Genomic DNA, 19,107 nt, shown 5'->3' with positions numbered 1-19,107 from the left:
GTTGGGAGTTTTGAGTTTTAAATTAGGCAAAATTCACAACGCTCGATCGCCAAATTTCCCAGCAGCACGAGCTTTCTTATCAAATACCAAGGGCGTGTTTAGCAGTTTGAATCAAATTCTCAAAAAAAGGTAGAGATACATCGACTTCTCTAGCATCTTTGCGGGAGTTACCTAACAAACCGATGTTTTGTCCGGGTGCAACAGCCAAAACTTGCCCTTGAGAGTTGCGAATTCTCAATTCCTCGATCGAGCCGGCGGGAGACAGACTGCAAGAATAAGTGCGATCGCAATAATCAAACTCAACTTTTCCGAACCTCGGTGGCCTGGAAGTAGCAGCATTTGCCGGTAGCCGAACGCCCAACAATTCTAACTCAACCGATGTCTTGCCATTAAAACTATTTTCCCGCAATCGGTAAGCAAGATCAACCCGCCGAGGCAAAGGAAAATATTCGCCCCAACGCCAAGCAATCGCCTTCACACTAGCCGATACATTTCCATCTTGAGTTGCAGTTAATTTAACGTGACCTCCTTTACCAACAATTTTCTGTTCAGTTATGCAAACATTAGGCGTCCAAAATACAGGAGCCTTATTTTCAATCCCGCAAGGTTCCAGAGCATCAATTTGTCGGTAAAGGTCAAGATTAATCTCAGCCAAATCTGCTCGCACGTCAACTGAAACCAGCGGTTTTAAGTGTTCCGGCTGCAAACATTGATTGGCAAAAATTGACAATTGGCTGCGGAATTGTTCGATATTCTCAGCAGGCATAGAAAAACCGCCAGCCGCTTTGTGTCCGCCAAATTTAGTTAATAAATCCGCGCAAAAATTCAGCCCATCAAATACATTAAACTCAGGAATTCCCCTCGCCGAACCCCTGATAATTTTATGGGCGATCGTCCCTACAGCCTCGTTTTCGCCAGCCTCATCCTCAAAAGTACCGATAAACACAGGCACGCCGTAGCGTTCCACCAACCGAGAAGCCACAATCCCGATCACCCCGTGGTGCCAACCCGGTTGCACGACAACTAAAACTCGTTCTTGCTGCAAATCGATCGCCTTTTCCTCGCACCAAGCAATTGCTTCCTGCTCAATTTCCTGGCACAACTCCTGCCTGCGCTGATTAATTTGTTCGCACTGCATCGCGTTTTTAAGAGCTAATTCGCGATCGTCCGTAGTCAGCAACTCTATCACAATTTGAGGGTCAGCCAGCCGCCCCACAGCATTAATCCGGGGCCCAAGCCTAAAACCAATATCTTCAGGCTTTAACGAATTTTGAGTAGGGGCGGTGCCCCCGTGCCCGCCCTTGAGTTTTGAGTTGAGAATAGATGAACTTTCCGCACTTCCAGGCTGCACTCCCGCCACCTGAATCAAAGCCTGAATACCCGCCAATTGCGAGTGAGGCAACAGCCGCAAACCCCGCTTTACCCAGCGCCGATTAACTCCAGTCAAAGGTGCTAAATCCGCAATAGTTCCCAACGTGAATAACTCCAGCAGGGGATTTACCAACCCCCCAACTTTTTTCATATCCTGAGCCAAAGTAATAGCCAAAACATAAGCAACGCCTACGCCAGCTAAACCGCGATAAGGCGAAGATTCCGCGATTAATTTCGGGTTGAGAATAGCATCAGCCGGCGGCAGTTTTGGCGGCAAATCGTGGTGGTCTGTAATAATAACTTTGACACCGAGTTCTCGTGCTCTGGCAACCGGGCCGTAGGCTGCAATTCCGTTGTCAACCGTGAGAATGAGAGCGACACCTTCCGAGTGAAATTCTTCTACAATGCGATCGTTAATCCCATAACCTTCTCGCATCCGGCTCGGAATAGCATAATCCACATTCGCCCCCAGAACCCTGAGAGCGCGTAACAACAAAGCCGTGCTCGTCATCCCGTCAGCATCGTAGTCGCCGCAAATCGCAATTTTTTGCCCTCCCGAAATCGCCTCCCGCAACAATTTGACACTCGCAGCCAAATCTGGAAACTCATCCATTGGCGCCGGCAAAACCAGAGATTCCGGTTCGATAAACCCTTGCACTTCTTTAACCGAATCGATGCCCCGGTTAATCAGCACCTGGGCCAGCAAAGGCGACAAACTGATTTCAGTGGCAAACTGTTCGGCTTGCTGTGTTTGAGGCGAATAAATTTGCCACCGTTGGTTTGGCAATCGGTGAAAATGCGGGGGCACAGATGTCGGTAGCTCTTGCACGGAAGCTGAGGTTTAAAGATACATGATTAATCTTACCGAATTAAGTGCCTCAGTCAATCAATTTTAGATTTTAGGTTTTAGGTTTTAGATTTTAGATTGATGCTGATGAGTTTTTTGGGTAAAATCCAAAGGTTGTTTGTAGGAAAGCTTTTTTCGGAAGCTCTCACCGCACCCAAATAGGGATCAAAGCCCTGCCAACAGTCATGGAGACCAAAAAATTTTAGACCAAAGTTCAAACGCCCCAGATTTATCTGTGGAGTCAATCTAAAATCTCGAATCTCAAATCGACTGGTGGGAGCCGAAGAAATAAGTGTAGCAGGCAGTTGTGCCGCCCGTGCTAGGGCGAGGCTAATTTAATTTAATGAGGAGACTTGCATGAGAGACGATCGACCACCTTGGTTTAAAATGGCATTACAGGTTCGGGGGTCTGTCATTCTCTCAATTTTGCCCCGCGTTTTGCTGTGCGGCGGCTTTGGAGTTTTTATTTCCCTACTGCACTTTTTTAAGTGGCCAGTTTCCTTACCAATTTTGTCGAGTATTGTACCCAGTATAGTCCTGGGTCTACTATTAGTTTTTCGGACAAATACAGCCTACGAAAGATTTTGGGACGGCCGAAAAATGTGGGGAACTTTAGTCAACAACGTCCGCAATTTGGCGCGCCAAATCTGGGTAGCAATTGAGGAAAAAGACCCGCAGGATATCGAACTCAAAAAGTCAGTCCTGCGCCTGTTACCCGCCTTTGCAGTGGCCCTAAAACTGCATTTGCGGCAAGAATCAGTCAATCCAGAGTTGGAGCCGTTAATGTCCCCAGCGCACTACCACAAGCTCAAATCAATGAACAATCCGCCTCTAGAAATTGCCTTTTGGATTGAGGATTACTTGCACGAGCAGTACGAGCGCAATTGCCTCGATGTTTATCAGTTAACTGGTATGAATGAGTTGCTCAACTCTATGATTGATGTATTAGGTGGCTGCGAGCGGATTTTGAAGACGCCTATCCCTTTGGCTTACGCGATTCACCTGAAACAACTATTGTTGCTTTACTGTTTAGCCCTCCCCTTTCAAATGGTGAAAGATTTGGGTTGGGGAACCGGCTTAGTTGTGGCTTTAATTAGTTTTACTTTGTTCGGCATCGAAGAAATCGGCATTGAAATAGAAAATCCCTTCGGGCACGATGACAATGATTTGCCTTTGGACAATATTTGTGCTGCCATGCAGCGCAATATCGACGATTTAATTTCTTTATCTCCTAGCGTTCACGAACACGTGAAAGATAAGTAGAGTCATTCGATTTTAGATTTTAGATTTTAGATTGGTACATAAAATCTAAAATCTAAAAGCTTCGGATTAATTTTTTTTAACAATCAACCGCATTAACCCCGCTAATACTAACAATACAGGTGTCAGCCAATCTCCCCACCGCACGTAAAAAGTCCGAGTTTGCCGCCGATAGATAGTAGCATCTCGGACTTCATAGGTATTAATCCCAGACTTCCAAACCGTCTCGCCGCGAGGATTTACAAAAGCAGAGTAACCCGTATTAGTTGCGATAACTGCCCATCTATCCGTCTCAATTGCCCGCATCACATCTAGAGCGTGATGTTGATCCAACATGGGCGGTTTGTAGTGGGCATTGTTGGAAGCTGTGAGCATAAATTCGCCTCCATTCGCCGCCTGATATCGGAAAATTTCCGCAAAGGCCGAATCGTAACAAATTCCGACAATGGCGCGGCCAAACGGCGTATCAAACAATTGTTGAGAATTGCCGGGTACTAAATGAGCATCTAAGGGCGAAAGTCGATTAATAATCCCGCCTAAGATTTCGTAAAAAGGGATATATTCGCCTAAAGGCACTAGCTTTAGTTTATCGTAGCGGCCGACAATTTCTCCAGTGCGATCGATCGCCAATAAGCTGTTAGTGATACTATTATCTTGCTGTCCGAATCCTCCAACCCAAGCCACAACGCCGCGTTCGAGAATAGCTTGGTAAAAGGAAAGAGTAGAACGCTGATACTCGTTTGTCCAGATAAAAGGCAAAGCGGTCTCTGGAATTAACACAGCATCGACTTTTCTGTCGGCTAACTGTTTGTATCCAGTGGTGTAACCTTCTAAAGCGCGCCCCCAACCCGCTGAGTCAAACTTAATCTCGTTAGGAATATTGCCTTGAATAATGCCAATTTTTAATGATGTTCCCGCCTCTTGAATTAAAGGCCGATTGTACAAACTCCAGCCTGCAATATGCAAAACTAAAAATAAACCCGCAGGCAAAATATAAGCAACCGACTTCTTCCCTCGGACTTCTCCCTTCTTACCTCGGACTCTCTCCTGCTTCCATCCATCCGTTACATCCGTTACATCCGTTGCCGAACTTCCTTCTTCCTTCTTCCTTCTTCCTTCAATAAAAGCTTCGGCGATTAAGCCATTTACTGCTACAATAGCCGCTGTTACTGCGCTGGGCCCGGAGAGTTGACCGAGGTGCAATATTGCTAAATTGTGCGGGCTTTGCGTGTAAGATAGTGATGTCCACCACAGCGAACCTGTACTCCAAATACTTTCTAAGGCACACCACAAAGCTGTGCCAATTAAAACGCGAGTTAATGCTGAAAATTTAGAGCTACCCCCCCCAGCCCCCCCTTGTAAAGGGGGGGAGTTAGGAATAGGATTTTTGCTGGGTAAAGTGAGGGAGTTGAGAATTACAAATAGCCACGCCCAAACGGCGACTAAGGCTGCTCCCCAGAGGGTGATGAATGCCCAGCAAAAAAGTGCGATCGCCAAACTCGGCCACCAAGGAACTCCCAACCAAGTCATCGGGTGAATTCCCATAATCCAAGATAAAGCTAATCCGTGATAGCCAATTCCCCAGAGTGAAGGAAGAAGGAAGTTCGGCAACGGATTCTGTAACGGATGTAACGGATGGATTTTGAGGAAAGAAGGAAGAAAGAGAAATTTTTGTTTTTGTTGTTCTATTTTTGGCTTTTGATAACTGACAACCAAAACCCACAGCGGAGCTAATGCTACCCAAGCCAATAGCCAAGCATTTACTGGTGCGGTTGTCAATGCCATCAAAATGCCGCTGAAAAGTGGGATCGCCCAGGCTAATGTTTTTGATTTATGAACCACGAGTTTTTCAAATTTGTGCCTGTTAAATATCGCCACTTTGATGCTTGCCAAAAATAATAATTCTTAATCAATATATCAGATCGATCGGGAAGAAGGGAGTTTGGCAACGAGCAGTGTACGGAATTTAACGGATTTAATGAATTTAACTCACATTTTGCACCCTTCTCAAGAACAGGCTTTTCGGCCTGTTCCACAAAGAGTTAGTTTTCTTGTGGAACAGGCCGAAAAGCCTGTTCCTAAACAATTAATTGAGAATGGTGCAACATCTCAGATTTAACGGATTTAACCGAAAAAAATCTCTCAAATTCTACTTGCTCAAACAAAAAGCGCCCCTATTTCTAGGAGCGCTTTTTGTTAAATCAAAAGCTAAATTTAGCCGTTGATGGAAGGAGCAACCATTGCTACTGGGGTGACTTCACCGGCAGCCAAGTCGAGAGGGAAGTTGTGAGCGTTGCGCTCGTGCATTACTTCCATACCCAGGTTAGCGCGGTTGATGACATCAGCCCAAGTGTTGATGACGCGACCTTGCGAGTCGATAATCGATTGGTTGAAGTTGAAACCGTTGAGGTTAAACGCCATCGTGGAAATACCCAAAGCGGTAAACCAGATGCCGACAACAGGCCATGCACCTAACAAGAAGTGCAGAGAACGGCTGTTGTTAAAGCTCGCGTATTGGAAAATCAAACGACCGAAGTAGCCGTGGGCTGCAACGATGTTGTAGGTTTCTTCTTCTTGACCGAATTTGTAACCGTAGTTCAAAGATTCAGTTTCGGTTGTTTCGCGAACCAAGCTAGAGGTAACAAGAGAACCGTGCATGGCGGAGAACAGAGCACCGCCGAAGACACCAGCTACTCCCAACATATGGAAGGGGTGCATCAGGATGTTGTGCTCGGCTTGGAACACGATCATGAAGTTGAAGGTGCCGGAGATACCCAAGGGCATACCGTCAGAAAAGCTGCCTTGTCCGATCGGGTAAATCAAGAATACTGCGGTGGCTGCTGCAACAGGTGCAGAGTAAGCGACGCAGATCCAAGGACGCATACCTAAACGGTAGGACAGTTCCCATTCACGACCCATGTAGCAGAAAATGCCAATCAGGAAGTGAAATACTACCAATTGGTAGGGGCCGCCGTTGTACAACCATTCATCGAGGGAAGCTGCTTCCCAGATGGGATAGAAGTGAAGCCCGATCGCATTCGATGAAGGCACAACAGCACCAGTAATGATGTTGTTGCCGTACATCAAGGAACCAGCTACTGGTTCGCGGATGCCGTCGATGTCCACTGGAGGAGCAGCGATGAAGGCGATGATGTAGCAGATGGTGGCACTCAGCAAGGTGGGAATCATCAAGACGCCGAACCAACCGATGTAAATCCGGTTTTCAGTGCTTGTGACCCATTCACAAAAGCGTTCCCAAACGTTGCCGCTTTCGCGACGCTGTACGGTTGTTGTCATTTGGTTTATGATGGCTTAATTGAATTTTCAAGGTTCATTGTGGGGATGTCCCACGCTTATATTAGTAACACCATTCACTAAAGTTTGCCAAGGGATTTCTGCTGACAATTCAAAAATTTTACAAACTTTTACAAAAATTTGATTATTAGTAAATATTTGTAGTTTTTTACAAAGTAAAATTACACACCAAACGAGTTAAATACAGCGGTCAGAAGAACTGAATCTATTGTCTGTAGCTTGGTTCAGCAGCTCCATCAAATTATTTTTGTTCAGGTCGATTCTCTTTCTATTTAAATATCTCTTAATTAGGTCTGGGGGAGAGGATTTTTAATATTTATTCACATATACCCGGTGGATTCTGCGAGGGTAAATTTTTATCGGGAGAATACTGACAACCGGGTTTCTAGTGCGATCGGGCTGCATTAGACAAGATTGCAACAGTTCTTTTAATTAAATTTTAGGACGGGCTAGAAGCCCATCCCACAAGAAAAAAAATTTGTGGGATGGGCTTCTAGCCCGTCCTAATTATTTTTGCAATTCAAGTCTATTCTCAATAAGAGCCAATCAACCGGGTTTATTGACGAAAAAAGAAACCCGGTTTCTGAGGCGCTGGGCAATAGACATCAACCGGGTTTCTGAGGATGAATCCGCAAGTTATGCGTAAAAATTAGGCTTTAGCCTGGGGGCCACTTCATCTGCCGTCCGCCGAGAATGTGAAGGTGCAGGTGGTCTACAGTTTGGCCGCCGTCGCTGCCGCTATTAATGACGACGCGATAGCCGTTGCTAAGTCCGAGTTGTTCTGCTACGCGCTTGACAGTCAGCAGCAGGTGTCCCATGAGAGCATGATCTTCCGACTCGGCATCGGCTAATTTGGCAATAGGCTGTTTGGGAATGACGAGGATGTGGACGGGCGCTTGCGGATTGATATCTCTGAAGGCGAGGGCCAAGTCGTCCTCATAAACGATGTCTGCGGGAATCTCTTTGCGGATGATTTTGCTGAAAAGCGTTTCTTGAGTTGTCATGGGTGTTAACGAAGTTCGGCAACGGATTGTGTAACGGATGTAACGGATTTAACGGATGGAGTTTGACGGAAGAGGGCAGAAGGAAGAGGGCAGAAGGCGGAAGGGAGAAGGGGAAGAGGGAAGAGGGAAGACTCAGCAGGAGAGAGGGAAGAGGAGAAAAAGAAGAGGCAAGGAAAAGTTTTTCTTGCCTCTCCCGATATTCATTAGTCATTGTTAATCATAATAGATGATGAATCAAGGACAGGCAAATTAAGGATAAAGAAAAATGCTTGCTAGGGTTTGGAGTGCATCGATCGTTGGAATTGACGCGGTAAAGGTGGGTGTTGAGGCTGATGTGTCAGGGGGGCTACCGAAAATCGTCGTTGTGGGGTTGCCCGATTCTGCGGTGCAAGAAGCTAAAGAAAGGGTTAAGGCTACGCTGAAAAATTCGGGATATGCTTTTCCGATGCGGAGTATTGTGATTAATTTGACTCCGGCGGATTTGCGGAAGGAGGGGCCGAGTTTTGATTTGCCGATCGCCATTGGCATTTTAGCAGCATCAGAACAAGTCAGCGGTCAACTTTTAGGAGATTATTTGTTTTTAGGGGAACTTTCTTTAGATGGGAGTTTACGGCCTGTGGCTGGGGTTTTGCCGATCGCCGCTGCTGCTCAAAAAATGGGTATTTCAGGGTTGGTTGTACCGGCTGGTAACGCGCAAGAAGCGGCTTTGGTGCACGGAATATCTGTTTATGGTTTTGAGAATATTTTTGCAGTTACTGATTTTTTGAACAATCCTGAAGTTTATTCGCCTGTAGAAGTAAACGGTCGAGAAGAGTTAGCAAAAACGCGGTTTTCGGGTTTAGATTTAAAGGATGTAAAGGGGCAAATTCACGCGCGGCGGGCTTTGGAAATTGCGGCGGCGGGGGGGCACAATTTAATTTTTGTGGGGCCGCCAGGGAGCGGTAAGACTATGTTGGCGAGGCGTTTGCCTGGTATTTTGCCGCCGCTGACGTTTGATGAAGCTTTGGATGTGACTCAGATTCATTCGGTGGCGGGGTTGTTGAAGGATAAGGGAAGCTTGGTGGGCGATCGACCTTTTCGCAGTCCTCACCATTCGGCATCTGGCCCTTCTTTGGTAGGTGGCGGCAGTTTTCCCCGTCCGGGTGAAATTTCTTTAGCACACCGCGGCATTCTTTTTTTGGATGAATTAACTGAGTTTAAAAGAGATGTTTTGGAGTTTTTGCGGCAACCACTGGAAGATGGTTATGTGACGATTTCTCGGACTAGACAATCGGTGATGTTTCCGGCTCAATTCACTTTAGTTGCAAGTACGAATCCTTGCGCTTGCGGTTATTACGGGGATTCGATTCAACAGTGTACTTGTTCGCCGCAAAAGAGGGAGCAATATTGGGCAAAACTTTCGGGGCCTTTGATGGATCGGATTGATTTGCAAGTGGCCGTAAATCGTTTGAAACCCGAAGAAATTACGCGACAGCCGACGGGGGAGGAGTCGGAACCGGTGCGGGTGAGAGTACAGCGGGCGCGAGAGCTCGCAACTCGCCGTTTTCAGTCGGAATCTAGTTTGCGCTGTAATGCGGAAATGCAAAGCAGTCACATTAACAGATGGTGTCAGTTGGATGATGCTTCTCGGAATTTATTGGAGATGGCGATTCGGAAGTTGGGGCTTTCGGCGAGGGCTAGCGATCGCATTTTGAAGGTTGCTAGAACTATTGCTGATTTGTCGGGGGATGAAAGCTTGAAAACGAATCATGTGGCGGAGGCGGTGCAGTATCGGACGATCGATCGAATGCAGTAAGTCAATCGATTTTAGATTTTAGATTTTAGATTTTAGATTTTAGAGGCGACCCCACGGATAAATGCTCTTTCTGGAGGATTTTCGATTTTCGATTTGGGATTGATTCCACGGATAAATCACGTGGCGGGTACCACATGAAGAAATTCGCTTGTCAGCAGCGGCTCAAAAGACACAATCCCCCGATCCCCGACTTCTTAAAGAAGTTGGGTATTTAACAGTTGATTCGGCGATTTAAATTGCTTCTAAACATACGAAGTCGCAGCAGAGGGGGACGAAGGGATTGAGGGGGTATTGAAGCTCGATTGATGTTGTCCCATTATTTAATTGAGCCACTGAAACGCCCCGATGTTCCCATGTTTATTGTCTGATTTTGTGCTGCATGGTGCCAGTATCACTTGTGACCGAAAGCATCCAGGATACCCGCCACGTGATTCATCCGTGGAGAAATCAAAAACGTGTATCCGATAAGCAAGCCCCCGAATTTATCTCGCGCAAGTCAATGCTTCAATCTAAAATCTAAAATCTAAAATCTAAAATCGATTGACAGTTGCGTAAGTTCTGTTAGTGTTAGATTGGGGGAGGTCACAGCAAACCAAGGCAGCAGTTAAAGTGGCGAGCGAGGAAGCTTTAGACCAACTGCCCGAAAGCTAATCAACTGAAGTTTATCAGCACGTCTAGGAATCTTATTCTGAGGCCACACGCAGTATTTAGACCACCGCAGCTTGAAGCTGGTGTCAATGCCACCCACCCACAGCTTTTGTCAAAAATCCCTCATAATTTCCTCAAAAATTCATCAAGTTTTTACCCACTTTTTGTCATTTTTACTGTAATTTATGATACCGATCGCCCAAGTTGCCCGAATCTCCACAACGGCAGAATTTTTAATACTTAATTTCTCTCCCTCGCTCTCCCTCGCTCTCCCTCGCTCTTCCTCGCTCTTCCTCTTTCCCTCGCCCCCTCTCCCTGTTTCACCCTAAAATTTGAAATTTTTGAGTGACGAATTATGGCACGATCGCAGCGCGTTTTGATACCATGCAATCAAGCGCAAGACAATCAGGGAATGCACTGGAGGTGTGTAAATGGAGCTTTTGGCAGAACAAAAACGGTGCTTGGATTGCTTGGTAAGCTCGATCGAGCAATTGGGAGGTCAAGTAGACATTCCCAAGCTGGAGCAGATAGCTGAGCTAATTATTCAAACGATGAGAGGGCCTTGGCGCTACTTTCACACGTCGGAACACATTTTTGAGGTCGGGGGGTCAGTCGATCCGATCGAGGTGCTGGCTGCCCTGTTTCACGACCTCGTGTACGTGCAAGTCGATCAGGGGGTTAGTTTCAATATTAGCAGCGCCCTTTGTCCTTTTGTCAAAGAAGTGCGATCGCAGTTAGTTATTAGAGATGAAACCGAACTGCCCGACGATGCCATGTATCACCTAGTGGCCTCAGTATTTGGGTTTATTCCCGGCAAGACTCTCTCTCCGTTTGGCGGCCAAAACGAATTTTTGAGTGCCGTTATTGCTGCCAAATCTTTGGAGCCTTTTTTGCCAGCTAGTACGATCGCCGAAATCGCCGCTTGCATCGAAGCTACTATCCCTTTTCGCCCCGTTTCGCCCAGCGGTTTGAGTGCGATCGAACTTTTGTACCAGCGTTTAGCAAGTGCAAATCGCGATTTTAACTTGGGATGGAGCGATGCCCAAACCTTAGAAATTGTCAAGCGTGCAGTCAGGTTAGCAAATAGAGATGTCGAGAATTTTGCATCTCCAAATTCCTCTAATTTCTTAGACAATACCTGGAATTTGATGCCAGAAACCAACCACGAATTGACCAATGTTAATTCCTATACTGTTGCCGGATATCGCAGGTCTCTGCAAAAAATGGAAGGATTTTTGAACTTCCTCAAACCCGAGCTGGTTTTCCAGCAGTTTATGCAAGAGCCGGACGATGCAACCTACGCTAACCTGATTGCCCGAACTCGCAAAAATATCGAAGTTGCTAAACTTTATCTGGGTATCAAGCTAATTACCATCGCCATTTTAGAAGCTCTTTCCTACCGCTTGGGGCGCGATATTCCGCTTTCTACTATGATGGGAGAATTGCGCGCACCCGGATTTAAGACCTCAGTTTTGGAGGATTACTTGCCCAACAAACAGATTGCCTACCCATTAGAAACTCAGTTGGAAAAAGAGGTTTTAAATTTGTTAGCAATAGGACGAAATCAAGAATCTCCCTATGATATTAAAAACTCTCCCGTAGCTACGTTTATTATCAAATCTATCGGTTTTGCTGAAACTGAAAACTTTTTGAAGAAAGCTCAAGAGTTTTTTGCCGGTCATATTTCCTCGGAAGAGTTTCTCTCTTACTGTTCTCCCGATGTCATCGAGACCATCTCCTCCGGGGTGATGAAACTATTTGACAGCAGAAAGACGGCTTTAGGGAAAGTTAAATTAGTTCACCAAACAGTTTCTTAGGATAGATTGGCAAAATCTTAAAACGTTTTCCATCGCAGAAACCTGGTTTTTTGAGTTCAGCCACAATGTGCGGTTAGTCTGAGATGTTGCATTATTCTCGCTTAACAGGCTTTCGAGCCTGTTCCACAACAAGTGCATTTTCTTGTGGGGAGTAGGGGTTGGGCAGGATATCCCGCCTATAGCAGGCTTATTGATAATGGTGCAAGATTTCACTTTAAACCCTAAAAAAAGTCCTCTTTAACTAATATGTTGCACCATTATCAATAAGCCTTTTATGAACAGGCTTTTCGGCCTGTTCCACAAGAAAATTTATATTTTGTGGAACAGGCCGAAAAGCCTGTTAAGCGAGAATGGTGCCAGATATCAGCTTTAAAGGACTTTAGCTATGAGTCTGGGGTTTGAACCCGTAGCGGACTAATTCGACATCAAACTTTTATTGTGGTGAACCAGTCGCACCCTCTGCGCCGGAGTTGCTATTAGGTACAGCCGTATCCGTAGGATTAGAATCGCTCTGGCTTTCCGTATTAGTTTGGCCACTGGTACCTGCTCCAGAAGCACCATCATCTTGAGTTGGAGATGGAGTAGCTGAACTCTCAGGTGCTGGAGTTGTTGGAGTGGAATCTGGCTCATTCTGCGGAGTCGGAACCGTAGTATTGGTATTATTTGACGGCGAAGATGGAGACGGCGCTGCTTCCTGAGCGGGTGCATCTTGCTGCTGTGAATTTGGAATTGTAATATTGATATTGGGAGCCGGACTTGCTTGAGGAGCCGGAGTTGCGTTTTGAGCTGGACTTGGTTGAGGATCAGGCGTAGGGTTTTGAGCTGGAGATGGTTGAACCGGAACCGGAACAATCTTTTGAATGATCGTTTTTTCTCTCTCTATAGTCCGAGTCGGAGCTGGTGTTGCTGAAGGCTGATTCGCTTTCGGTACAACAATCACAGGAGCAGAAGCCGGAGTAGGAGCCTCCTCACTCCGATTGAAGTAATATACACTGCCCAGAACTAAGCCTGCCAAAGAAGCAAGAAGAATTCCTAACAGTAACCCGCGACCAGCATTCTCATTATCGCGGACTTCTTGGACTCCAAGTTGGCGGTGATTTTCCGCCATTTGACCCTGTACATAACCTTGGTGATGAGCTGCTTCTTTAGAAGCCTTCCCCGTTGTACTCGGAACACTTGTAGTGGTTCGCGTTGTACTGACGTGACCGTTAGTTGCATCGGTGTGAACTTCTTGATGAATTTCACGGCTAGAGCTATTTTCTTCGTTAGGTTTCATAATTATCTTGCCACAACTATTCAAAAAATATTGTCTGTAGGAGATGCCCTGGTTTGAAAACTTGAGCTAAGCTGTTGAGCATTTAAATCACTTATTTCGATTTACCGTCAAGATTCAGGTGTAAGCGTTGGGTGTTTGGCTCATGAGTTTAATTGCTTAACAGCTTTTAGCTTAGGGAGTTTAGAGAACTTTTGGTTTTTCCTTCATTTGTATCCAATGTAACTCGTTAAGGTATTAACCAGGCTCTACCCTCAGAGTGATTCCCAAGTCCCCAAAGGCATAGAATTAGCCGTACTTCAACAAAGAATATCGGCTAAATGAGTGATTTATAATGCTTGCGGTGCAAGCATATAGCAATCCTTGCAGGAGTCGTGATTTTTTACGACTCCTGCAAGGATTGCTATAGTAGTTGTAGGTTGGGTTGAGGAACGAAACCCAACTTGTTACTTTCACAGAGAGTTGGGTTTTGCTTAGCTCAACGCAACCTAGGAATAAGTACATAAATGACCGATCGCACTAAAGACAATTACCCACCGATTTGAGACATGGTGCGACTGTAATTTCCTTGAGTAGTTCCCGAATCCCGCTGTTTGAAATTAATTTCCGGTTTCATCTCTAATATGTGCCGCACTCGATCGCGCAATTCAACCGTAGACACCCCATTCCGCAAAGCAGTTTTCAAGTCAATTTGCCCGGTTTCGTTCAGCAGACAAGGCCGCAGCCACCCGTCAGCAGACAAACGCATCCGGTTGCAGCGATCGCAAAAACACTCGGACATTTGGCTGATAAATCCTAAAGTGCCCTTCGCCCCCGGAATTTGAAACACATCCGCCGGCCCATTTCCGCGAACACCCGACTCCGCTAACCCGTATTTGTCGCTAATTCGTTGCCGCAATTCGGCTGAGGCTACCCAACCCTTATCGCCAAATAAATCCCCATTGCCGATCGGCATAAACTCAATAAAACGAACGTGCCAATTCCGGTTAATAGTTAACGCCGCTAAATCCAATATTTCGCCGTCATTCACACCGGGAATTACCACAACATTCAGTTTCAGCGGGTCAAATCCTGCGTGATAAGCCGCTTGAATTCCCTCCCAAACCTGCGTCCATCGCGATCGTCCCCGACTGCCAATTATCTTATCAAAAGTCTCCGGTTCCAGCGAATCCAAACTAATATTAATCCGGCGCAAACCAGCATCGTAGAGATTTTGGGCCATTCCCGCCAGCAAAAAGCCATTAGTTGTCATTGACAAATCTCGCGTTTCCGGCAAAGATGCGATCGACCTTACCAAATCCACCACCCCAGGGCGCAGCAGCGGTTCCCCACCCGTCAACCGAAACTTGGTAAATCCCACGGGTATAAAAACTTCCCGCAGCAGAGTTAGCAATTCCGAGTGAGTTAACAACTGCTGCTGCAATACATAGTCCAACTCACTACCTTCCGGCATACAGTAGAGACAGCGGAAGTTGCAGCGGTCTATCAAGCTAATCCGAAGGTAGTCTACGGTATCCATGTCAATAGTTTGTAATATTATTTAATTATAAATGCTGACTCGATTTTCTGCAATTATTGATAGAAAGCAAAAAACCTGCATAGATTTCTCTCTCTTCTCTTACTCTGCGCTCTCTGCGCCCTCTGCGGTTAATAAAAAAAAATCTCATTCACAAATTTGTATATTTATGTTCTTTGAATTTGAAGCCGATTTTGTAGAAGCCCTGCGGTGCATCCCGATGCAAGTACGTCTCAAGTTAGATACTTGTGGCATTAAATTAAAGTTGCAGGATTGGAATCATTTTAACCAAGCAGAACGTCAAATGCTTGTAGAGAAACCTTGCTTGACAGAAGCAGAAATTATCGATTACCGAGAACAGCTAAACCAAGTATTAATTCAACAGACAGGCAAACCGGGAACAGATTTGACCGTTGATGAAAATCCCCCGTGGATGGATGCTGCAACTGTACCGGAGTCTGTTTCTGCAAAAGCGCAAGAGTTCGGCGTCACAATAACTTTGGCACAGTGGGCGAGTTTGCAGCCGCTACAGCGATTTGCTTTGATTAAGCTTAGTCGATCGAGCCACGAGAATAAAAACTTTCTCCCCGCTGTTCGAGAGTTTCAACTTATTGAATAAGTATATGGTAAAAAGTTTGTAGCCAGCGCGAGCAATCACTCAATGTAGGTTGTTGGTTGGGAGCGATTTCTTTACCATATCGCCTCATTTTCAGCGAGAATATAACTTTTAAGTAGCATTTACTTTCAAGACACCATGTCTAACAATCCTCAGTTTTTTGATCCACTGCCCTACTGGGCTTTCAACAATCCATCAGCAGGAAGTGCCATCAGCCCATTTAGCCCAGTTAGGTTCACTTACTTTCATTTAGAAGACTTTGAAGACGGCGCTTTAAATACACCGGGTGTTACTGTTTCTGAGTTTGCCACAACAGATATTGCAACAACCTTCAGCGACTCGGTGGACGGCGATGACGGAGTTATTGATGGTCAGGCCAGGGGAAACAGCAGCAGCTTATTCTCGAATTTGAGGACTAGCAGCTTTACCTTCAACTTTTCCGCTAATGCACTTGGGGGTCAATTACCAACCCATGCTGGAATTGTCTGGACGGATATTGGCAGGAATGGTGGCGGCACACCCCGGTCTGGCGACTTGCTAAATAACACGTTATTTGAGGCGTTTGGGCCATTGGGAGAATCTCTGGGGGTTATCGGTCCCTTTTCGCTGGGTGATGAGAGTATTTCGCGTACAACCTCAGAAGATAGATTCTTTGGAGTGGTCAATCAAAACGGGATCTCATCAATTCGATTGTCGATGCCCGGTAAAAATAACTGGGAAGTCGATCATCTTCAATATGGTTTCACACCTGGAACCATTTCTCCTTCCCCCTTGGATCCCAATGGCCTCTTCTTCAACCTCTCCACCAATGCCGATAACTTTACCATCGATCCAGCTCGAGTCGGCAATCTACTGGTTCAAGGTTTAGATGGTAACGACTCGATCCAAGGGTCGCCATCGGCCGATCGGGTAAATGGCAATGCCGGCAACGATACTATACTAGGAGGCGACGGCAACGATACGCTCTGGGGCGGTCGCGATAACGATCGCATCGAGGGCAACGCCGGCAATGACATTATCGCTGGAAACCTCGGAAATGATACGATCTCTGGCGGTGCGGGTGACGACCTCCTACGTGGCGGACAAAACAACGATGTGCTCAATGGAGGAGAGGGTAACGACCAATTGGTAGGTGACTTAGGTAGAGATATTCTGACAGGTGAAGCTGGAAACGATCTGTTTGTACTGCGGGTGAATGCAGCCGCCTCCAATGTATCTGAAGCCGATGTTATTGCGGATTTTACGGCGGGTCAAGATGCGATCGCCCTCACCAACGGACTTGCATTTGCAGGAATTGCCTTAGATGCTTCGGGTAGCAATACAGCAATTCGGATTGTTGCTACCGGACAAATTTTAGGGGTTGTTACCGGAGTCCAACCTGCTGCTCTAAGCGCAGCCAATTTTACCACGTTGAATGGGGACTTTTAACTGTTATCAGTTATAGCAATCCTCAAGCTGAATGCGGTGAAGTAGTTTTCTGAAGACGACTGCAAGAAGACTAAAAATTATAGGATTTCAGTCGGTTTTTAACCGACTTGTGCTATGAGACAGGGAATTAATTCCCTGTCGGTCTTCTGGACAATCCGACAGCCCGACAATCCGACAATCCGACAGCCCGACAGTCCGACAGTCCGACAGCGGGTTGCAAACCCCTGTCTCATAGTGAAAGTCGTCGGTCGCCGACTCAAAATGATGATGCGTTCAGTCGGTTCTGCCTCGTAACGCAGATAGGCGAGAAGAGCCTCCAATTTACCCTTCGCCACGCGAGGCAGAGCAAGAGTGACATCGGTTCCCAGGCTCTTCCTAGAAACCAGTAAAGTAAAAAATATGATTAATTTTATTTTAAGTATTGTTACCGCAGCGTGGTATTATTTTTCTGAGTTTGCAAAGCACTCGCCTGCTACCTGCATTAGTTTCTGAGCTTCGTGAACACGCAAAACACACCCACCGAACCCACACCAGCAACCGAGGATATTCCTCAAGCTGGCACAGTCTCAACAGTCTCGACAGTCTCGTCCGAGACAACGAATCCCATGCAAGACTTTTATCGCCTCCAACAAGAGTTGTTGGCGTACACCCTTGCGTTTACGGCGATTATTTTTATCTCCGTTTGGATTTTTTACTCGCTCAATATTGCCCTGAATTATTTGCTTGGGGCGAGCACAGGTGTGGTTTACTTAAAGATGTTGGCTAGAGACGTTGAACGAATCGGCAGCCAAAATCAACGCATCAGCAAGACAAGGCTCGGTGTGTTTTTAGCGGTGATGATAGTAGGAACACAGTGGAATCAGCTACAGATTTTACCGATATTTTTGGGATTTCTGACTTACAAAGCTGCGCTGATGGTTTACGTGATCCGAAGTGCATTAGCACTAGACTACAGGTAAGTCAGGCAATTCGAGCAAAACTCAACTCATCGATTTGTATGGGGAAGCCCGTTGAATGGCAATGCTTGACGTTCTAAACACCTTTAATCGTTTCCCCCTCGCCGAATTGGAAGTTGGCCAGCAGTTGTACTGGCAACTGGGCAATCTGAAAGTGCACGGGCAGGTTTTTCTAACCTCGTGGTTTGTAATTGCTGTTTTAGTCGTAGTTTCGATTTTAGGAACCAGCAAAATCCAGCGAATTCCCAGCGGAATGCAAAATTTTATGGAGTATGCGCTGGAATTTATTCGGGACTTGGCTAAAAACCAAATTGGGGAAAAAGAATATCGCCCTTGGGTACCGTTTATTGGTACATTATTTCTGTTCATCTTTGTGTCAAACTGGTCTGGCGCTCTAATTCCTTGGAAGCTGATTAAGCTGCCATCAGGGGAATTGGGAGCTCCTACCGCTGACATCAACACGACGGTAGCATTTGCACTGCTGACTTCTCTAGCATATTTTTATGCAGGTCTCAGCAAAAGCGGCTTGGGGTATTTCGCCCACTATGTTGAACCGGTGCCTTTTATGTTGCCGTTCAAAATCATAGAAGATTTCACTAAGCCTCTGTCCCTGAGTTTCCGTTTGTTTGGCAACATTCTTGCGGACGAATTGGTGGTCGGAGTGCTAGTGTTGCTAGTGCCTTTATTTGTTCCTCTGCCAGTGATGGTTTTGGGACTATTTACGAGTGCAATTCAAGCTTTGATTTTTGCTACCTTAGCCGCCGCCTACATTGGTGAAGCTCTAGAAGGCGGTCACGGCGAAGAACACCACGATTAACTAACGATAAACGGCGAAGCATGAGGGAGGAAAAAATAAATTTCTGAACTTAAACTTTCGGCCGTAAAATCGGACAATTCTCTAGACTTTCTGTTCTCAATTTTGTACTTTAGATAAGGAAAATCATCATGAACCCAACAGTTGCTGCCGCTTCCGTAATTGCCGCCGCTTTGGCAGTAGGTTTAGCTGCAATCGGCCCTGGCATCGGTCAAGGTAATGCAGCAGGTCAGGCTGTAGAAGGTATTGCCCGTCAGCCGGAAGCAGAAGGTAAAATTCGCGGCACCTTGCTGTTGAGTTTGGCGTTCATGGAAGCGCTCACAATTTACGGTTTGGTCGTAGCCCTAGTGCTGCTGTTTGCCAACCCCTTCGCATAATAATTGGAAATTTTAGATTTGAGGTTTTGGCGATTCTAATCCAAAATCTCAAGTCTAAAATCGATTAAGC

Annotated in this window: 16 protein-coding genes; 9 read left to right on the top strand and 7 right to left on the bottom strand. The window is 46.1% G+C overall.

All coding sequences use genetic code 11. The annotated features are described in order from the left end of the window. Window positions 1–79 precede the first annotated feature (79 nt). Window positions 80–2,200 (bottom strand): DHH family phosphoesterase, encoded by a 2,121-nt coding sequence (locus tag QUB51_RS16705; protein WP_333262017.1) that lies wholly within the window; start codon window positions 2,198–2,200, stop codon window positions 80–82. 375 nt (window positions 2,201–2,575) lie between these two features. Between QUB51_RS16705 and QUB51_RS16700 the strand changes: the two genes are divergently transcribed. Continuing rightward, window positions 2,576–3,481, top strand: coding sequence for a bestrophin family ion channel (locus QUB51_RS16700; protein WP_333054515.1), 906 nt, complete (start codon window positions 2,576–2,578; stop codon window positions 3,479–3,481). A 66-nt stretch (window positions 3,482–3,547) separates the two neighbouring features. Here the strand turns inward: QUB51_RS16700 and lnt are convergent, their stop codons facing one another. Continuing rightward, complete coding sequence (gene lnt, locus QUB51_RS16695; protein ID WP_333054558.1) at window positions 3,548–5,356, bottom strand: apolipoprotein N-acyltransferase; 1,809 nt, start codon at window positions 5,354–5,356, stop codon at window positions 3,548–3,550. A 64-nt stretch (window positions 5,357–5,420) separates the two neighbouring features. On the opposite strand from lnt, the gene QUB51_RS16690 reads away from it, so the two are divergent. Then, window positions 5,421–5,597, top strand: coding sequence for a hypothetical protein (locus QUB51_RS16690; protein ID WP_333054517.1), 177 nt, complete (start codon window positions 5,421–5,423; stop codon window positions 5,595–5,597). A gap of 95 nt (window positions 5,598–5,692) precedes the next feature. Here the strand turns inward: QUB51_RS16690 and psbA are convergent, their stop codons facing one another. After that, window positions 5,693–6,775, bottom strand: a complete 1,083-nt coding sequence (gene psbA, locus QUB51_RS16685) for a photosystem II q(b) protein (protein WP_333160757.1) — start codon at window positions 6,773–6,775, stop codon at window positions 5,693–5,695. 674 nt (window positions 6,776–7,449) lie between these two features. Beyond that, window positions 7,450–7,797 carry a histidine triad nucleotide-binding protein gene (locus tag QUB51_RS16680; RefSeq protein ID WP_190657440.1) on the bottom strand — a complete coding sequence of 116 codons (348 nt, stop codon included), beginning with the start codon at window positions 7,795–7,797 and terminating at the stop codon, window positions 7,450–7,452. 265 nt (window positions 7,798–8,062) lie between these two features. Between QUB51_RS16680 and QUB51_RS16675 the strand changes: the two genes are divergently transcribed. Continuing rightward, window positions 8,063–9,592 (top strand): YifB family Mg chelatase-like AAA ATPase, encoded by a 1,530-nt coding sequence (locus QUB51_RS16675; protein ID WP_333054521.1) that lies wholly within the window; start codon window positions 8,063–8,065, stop codon window positions 9,590–9,592. A gap of 1,079 nt (window positions 9,593–10,671) precedes the next feature. Further along, complete coding sequence (locus QUB51_RS16670) at window positions 10,672–12,057, top strand: hypothetical protein (protein WP_333054522.1); 1,386 nt, start codon at window positions 10,672–10,674, stop codon at window positions 12,055–12,057. Window positions 12,058–12,490: 433 nt separating this feature from the next. On the opposite strand, the gene QUB51_RS16665 is transcribed toward QUB51_RS16670, so the two are convergent. Beyond that, window positions 12,491–13,333: a hypothetical protein gene (locus QUB51_RS16665; RefSeq protein ID WP_333210184.1), complete on the bottom strand. Its 843-nt coding sequence runs from the start codon at window positions 13,331–13,333 to the stop codon at window positions 12,491–12,493. Window positions 13,334–13,859: 526 nt separating this feature from the next. Continuing rightward, entirely contained in the window at window positions 13,860–14,849 is a 990-nt protein-coding gene (moaA, locus tag QUB51_RS16660; protein ID WP_333054525.1) for a GTP 3',8-cyclase MoaA, read from the bottom strand. A 166-nt stretch (window positions 14,850–15,015) separates the two neighbouring features. Between moaA and QUB51_RS16655 the strand changes: the two genes are divergently transcribed. After that, on the top strand, window positions 15,016–15,465 hold the full coding sequence (locus QUB51_RS16655) for a nitrate reductase associated protein (protein WP_333210182.1): 450 nt from the start codon (window positions 15,016–15,018) through the stop codon (window positions 15,463–15,465). Window positions 15,466–15,600: 135 nt separating this feature from the next. Continuing rightward, a complete protein-coding gene (locus tag QUB51_RS16650) occupies window positions 15,601–16,890 on the top strand; it encodes a hypothetical protein (protein WP_333262021.1) in 1,290 nt (429 codons plus the stop codon). Window positions 16,891–16,988: 98 nt separating this feature from the next. Here QUB51_RS16650 and QUB51_RS16645 read toward each other — a convergent pair whose 3' ends face one another. After that, on the bottom strand, window positions 16,989–17,225 hold the full coding sequence (locus tag QUB51_RS16645; protein ID WP_333210178.1) for a hypothetical protein: 237 nt from the start codon (window positions 17,223–17,225) through the stop codon (window positions 16,989–16,991). A 162-nt stretch (window positions 17,226–17,387) separates the two neighbouring features. On the opposite strand from QUB51_RS16645, the gene QUB51_RS16640 reads away from it, so the two are divergent. From QUB51_RS16640 to atpE, 3 genes are all read left to right on the top strand, one after another. Further along, complete coding sequence (locus tag QUB51_RS16640) at window positions 17,388–17,849, top strand: ATP synthase subunit I (RefSeq protein ID WP_333054529.1); 462 nt, start codon at window positions 17,388–17,390, stop codon at window positions 17,847–17,849. Between the two features lie 55 nt (window positions 17,850–17,904). Then, complete coding sequence (gene atpB, locus QUB51_RS16635) at window positions 17,905–18,663, top strand: F0F1 ATP synthase subunit A (protein ID WP_006631104.1); 759 nt, start codon at window positions 17,905–17,907, stop codon at window positions 18,661–18,663. A 128-nt stretch (window positions 18,664–18,791) separates the two neighbouring features. Next, complete coding sequence (gene atpE, locus QUB51_RS16630) at window positions 18,792–19,037, top strand: ATP synthase F0 subunit C (protein WP_006631105.1); 246 nt, start codon at window positions 18,792–18,794, stop codon at window positions 19,035–19,037. The last annotated feature ends 70 nt before the right edge of the window (window positions 19,038–19,107 follow it).

Origin of the sequence: Microcoleus sp. AT8-A3 (assembly GCF_036705675.1) — a bacterium.
In the GTDB taxonomy this organism is placed as follows: Bacteria; Cyanobacteriota; Cyanobacteriia; order Cyanobacteriales; family Microcoleaceae; genus Microcoleus.
This window is presented reverse-complemented; position numbering and strand designations above follow the sequence as displayed.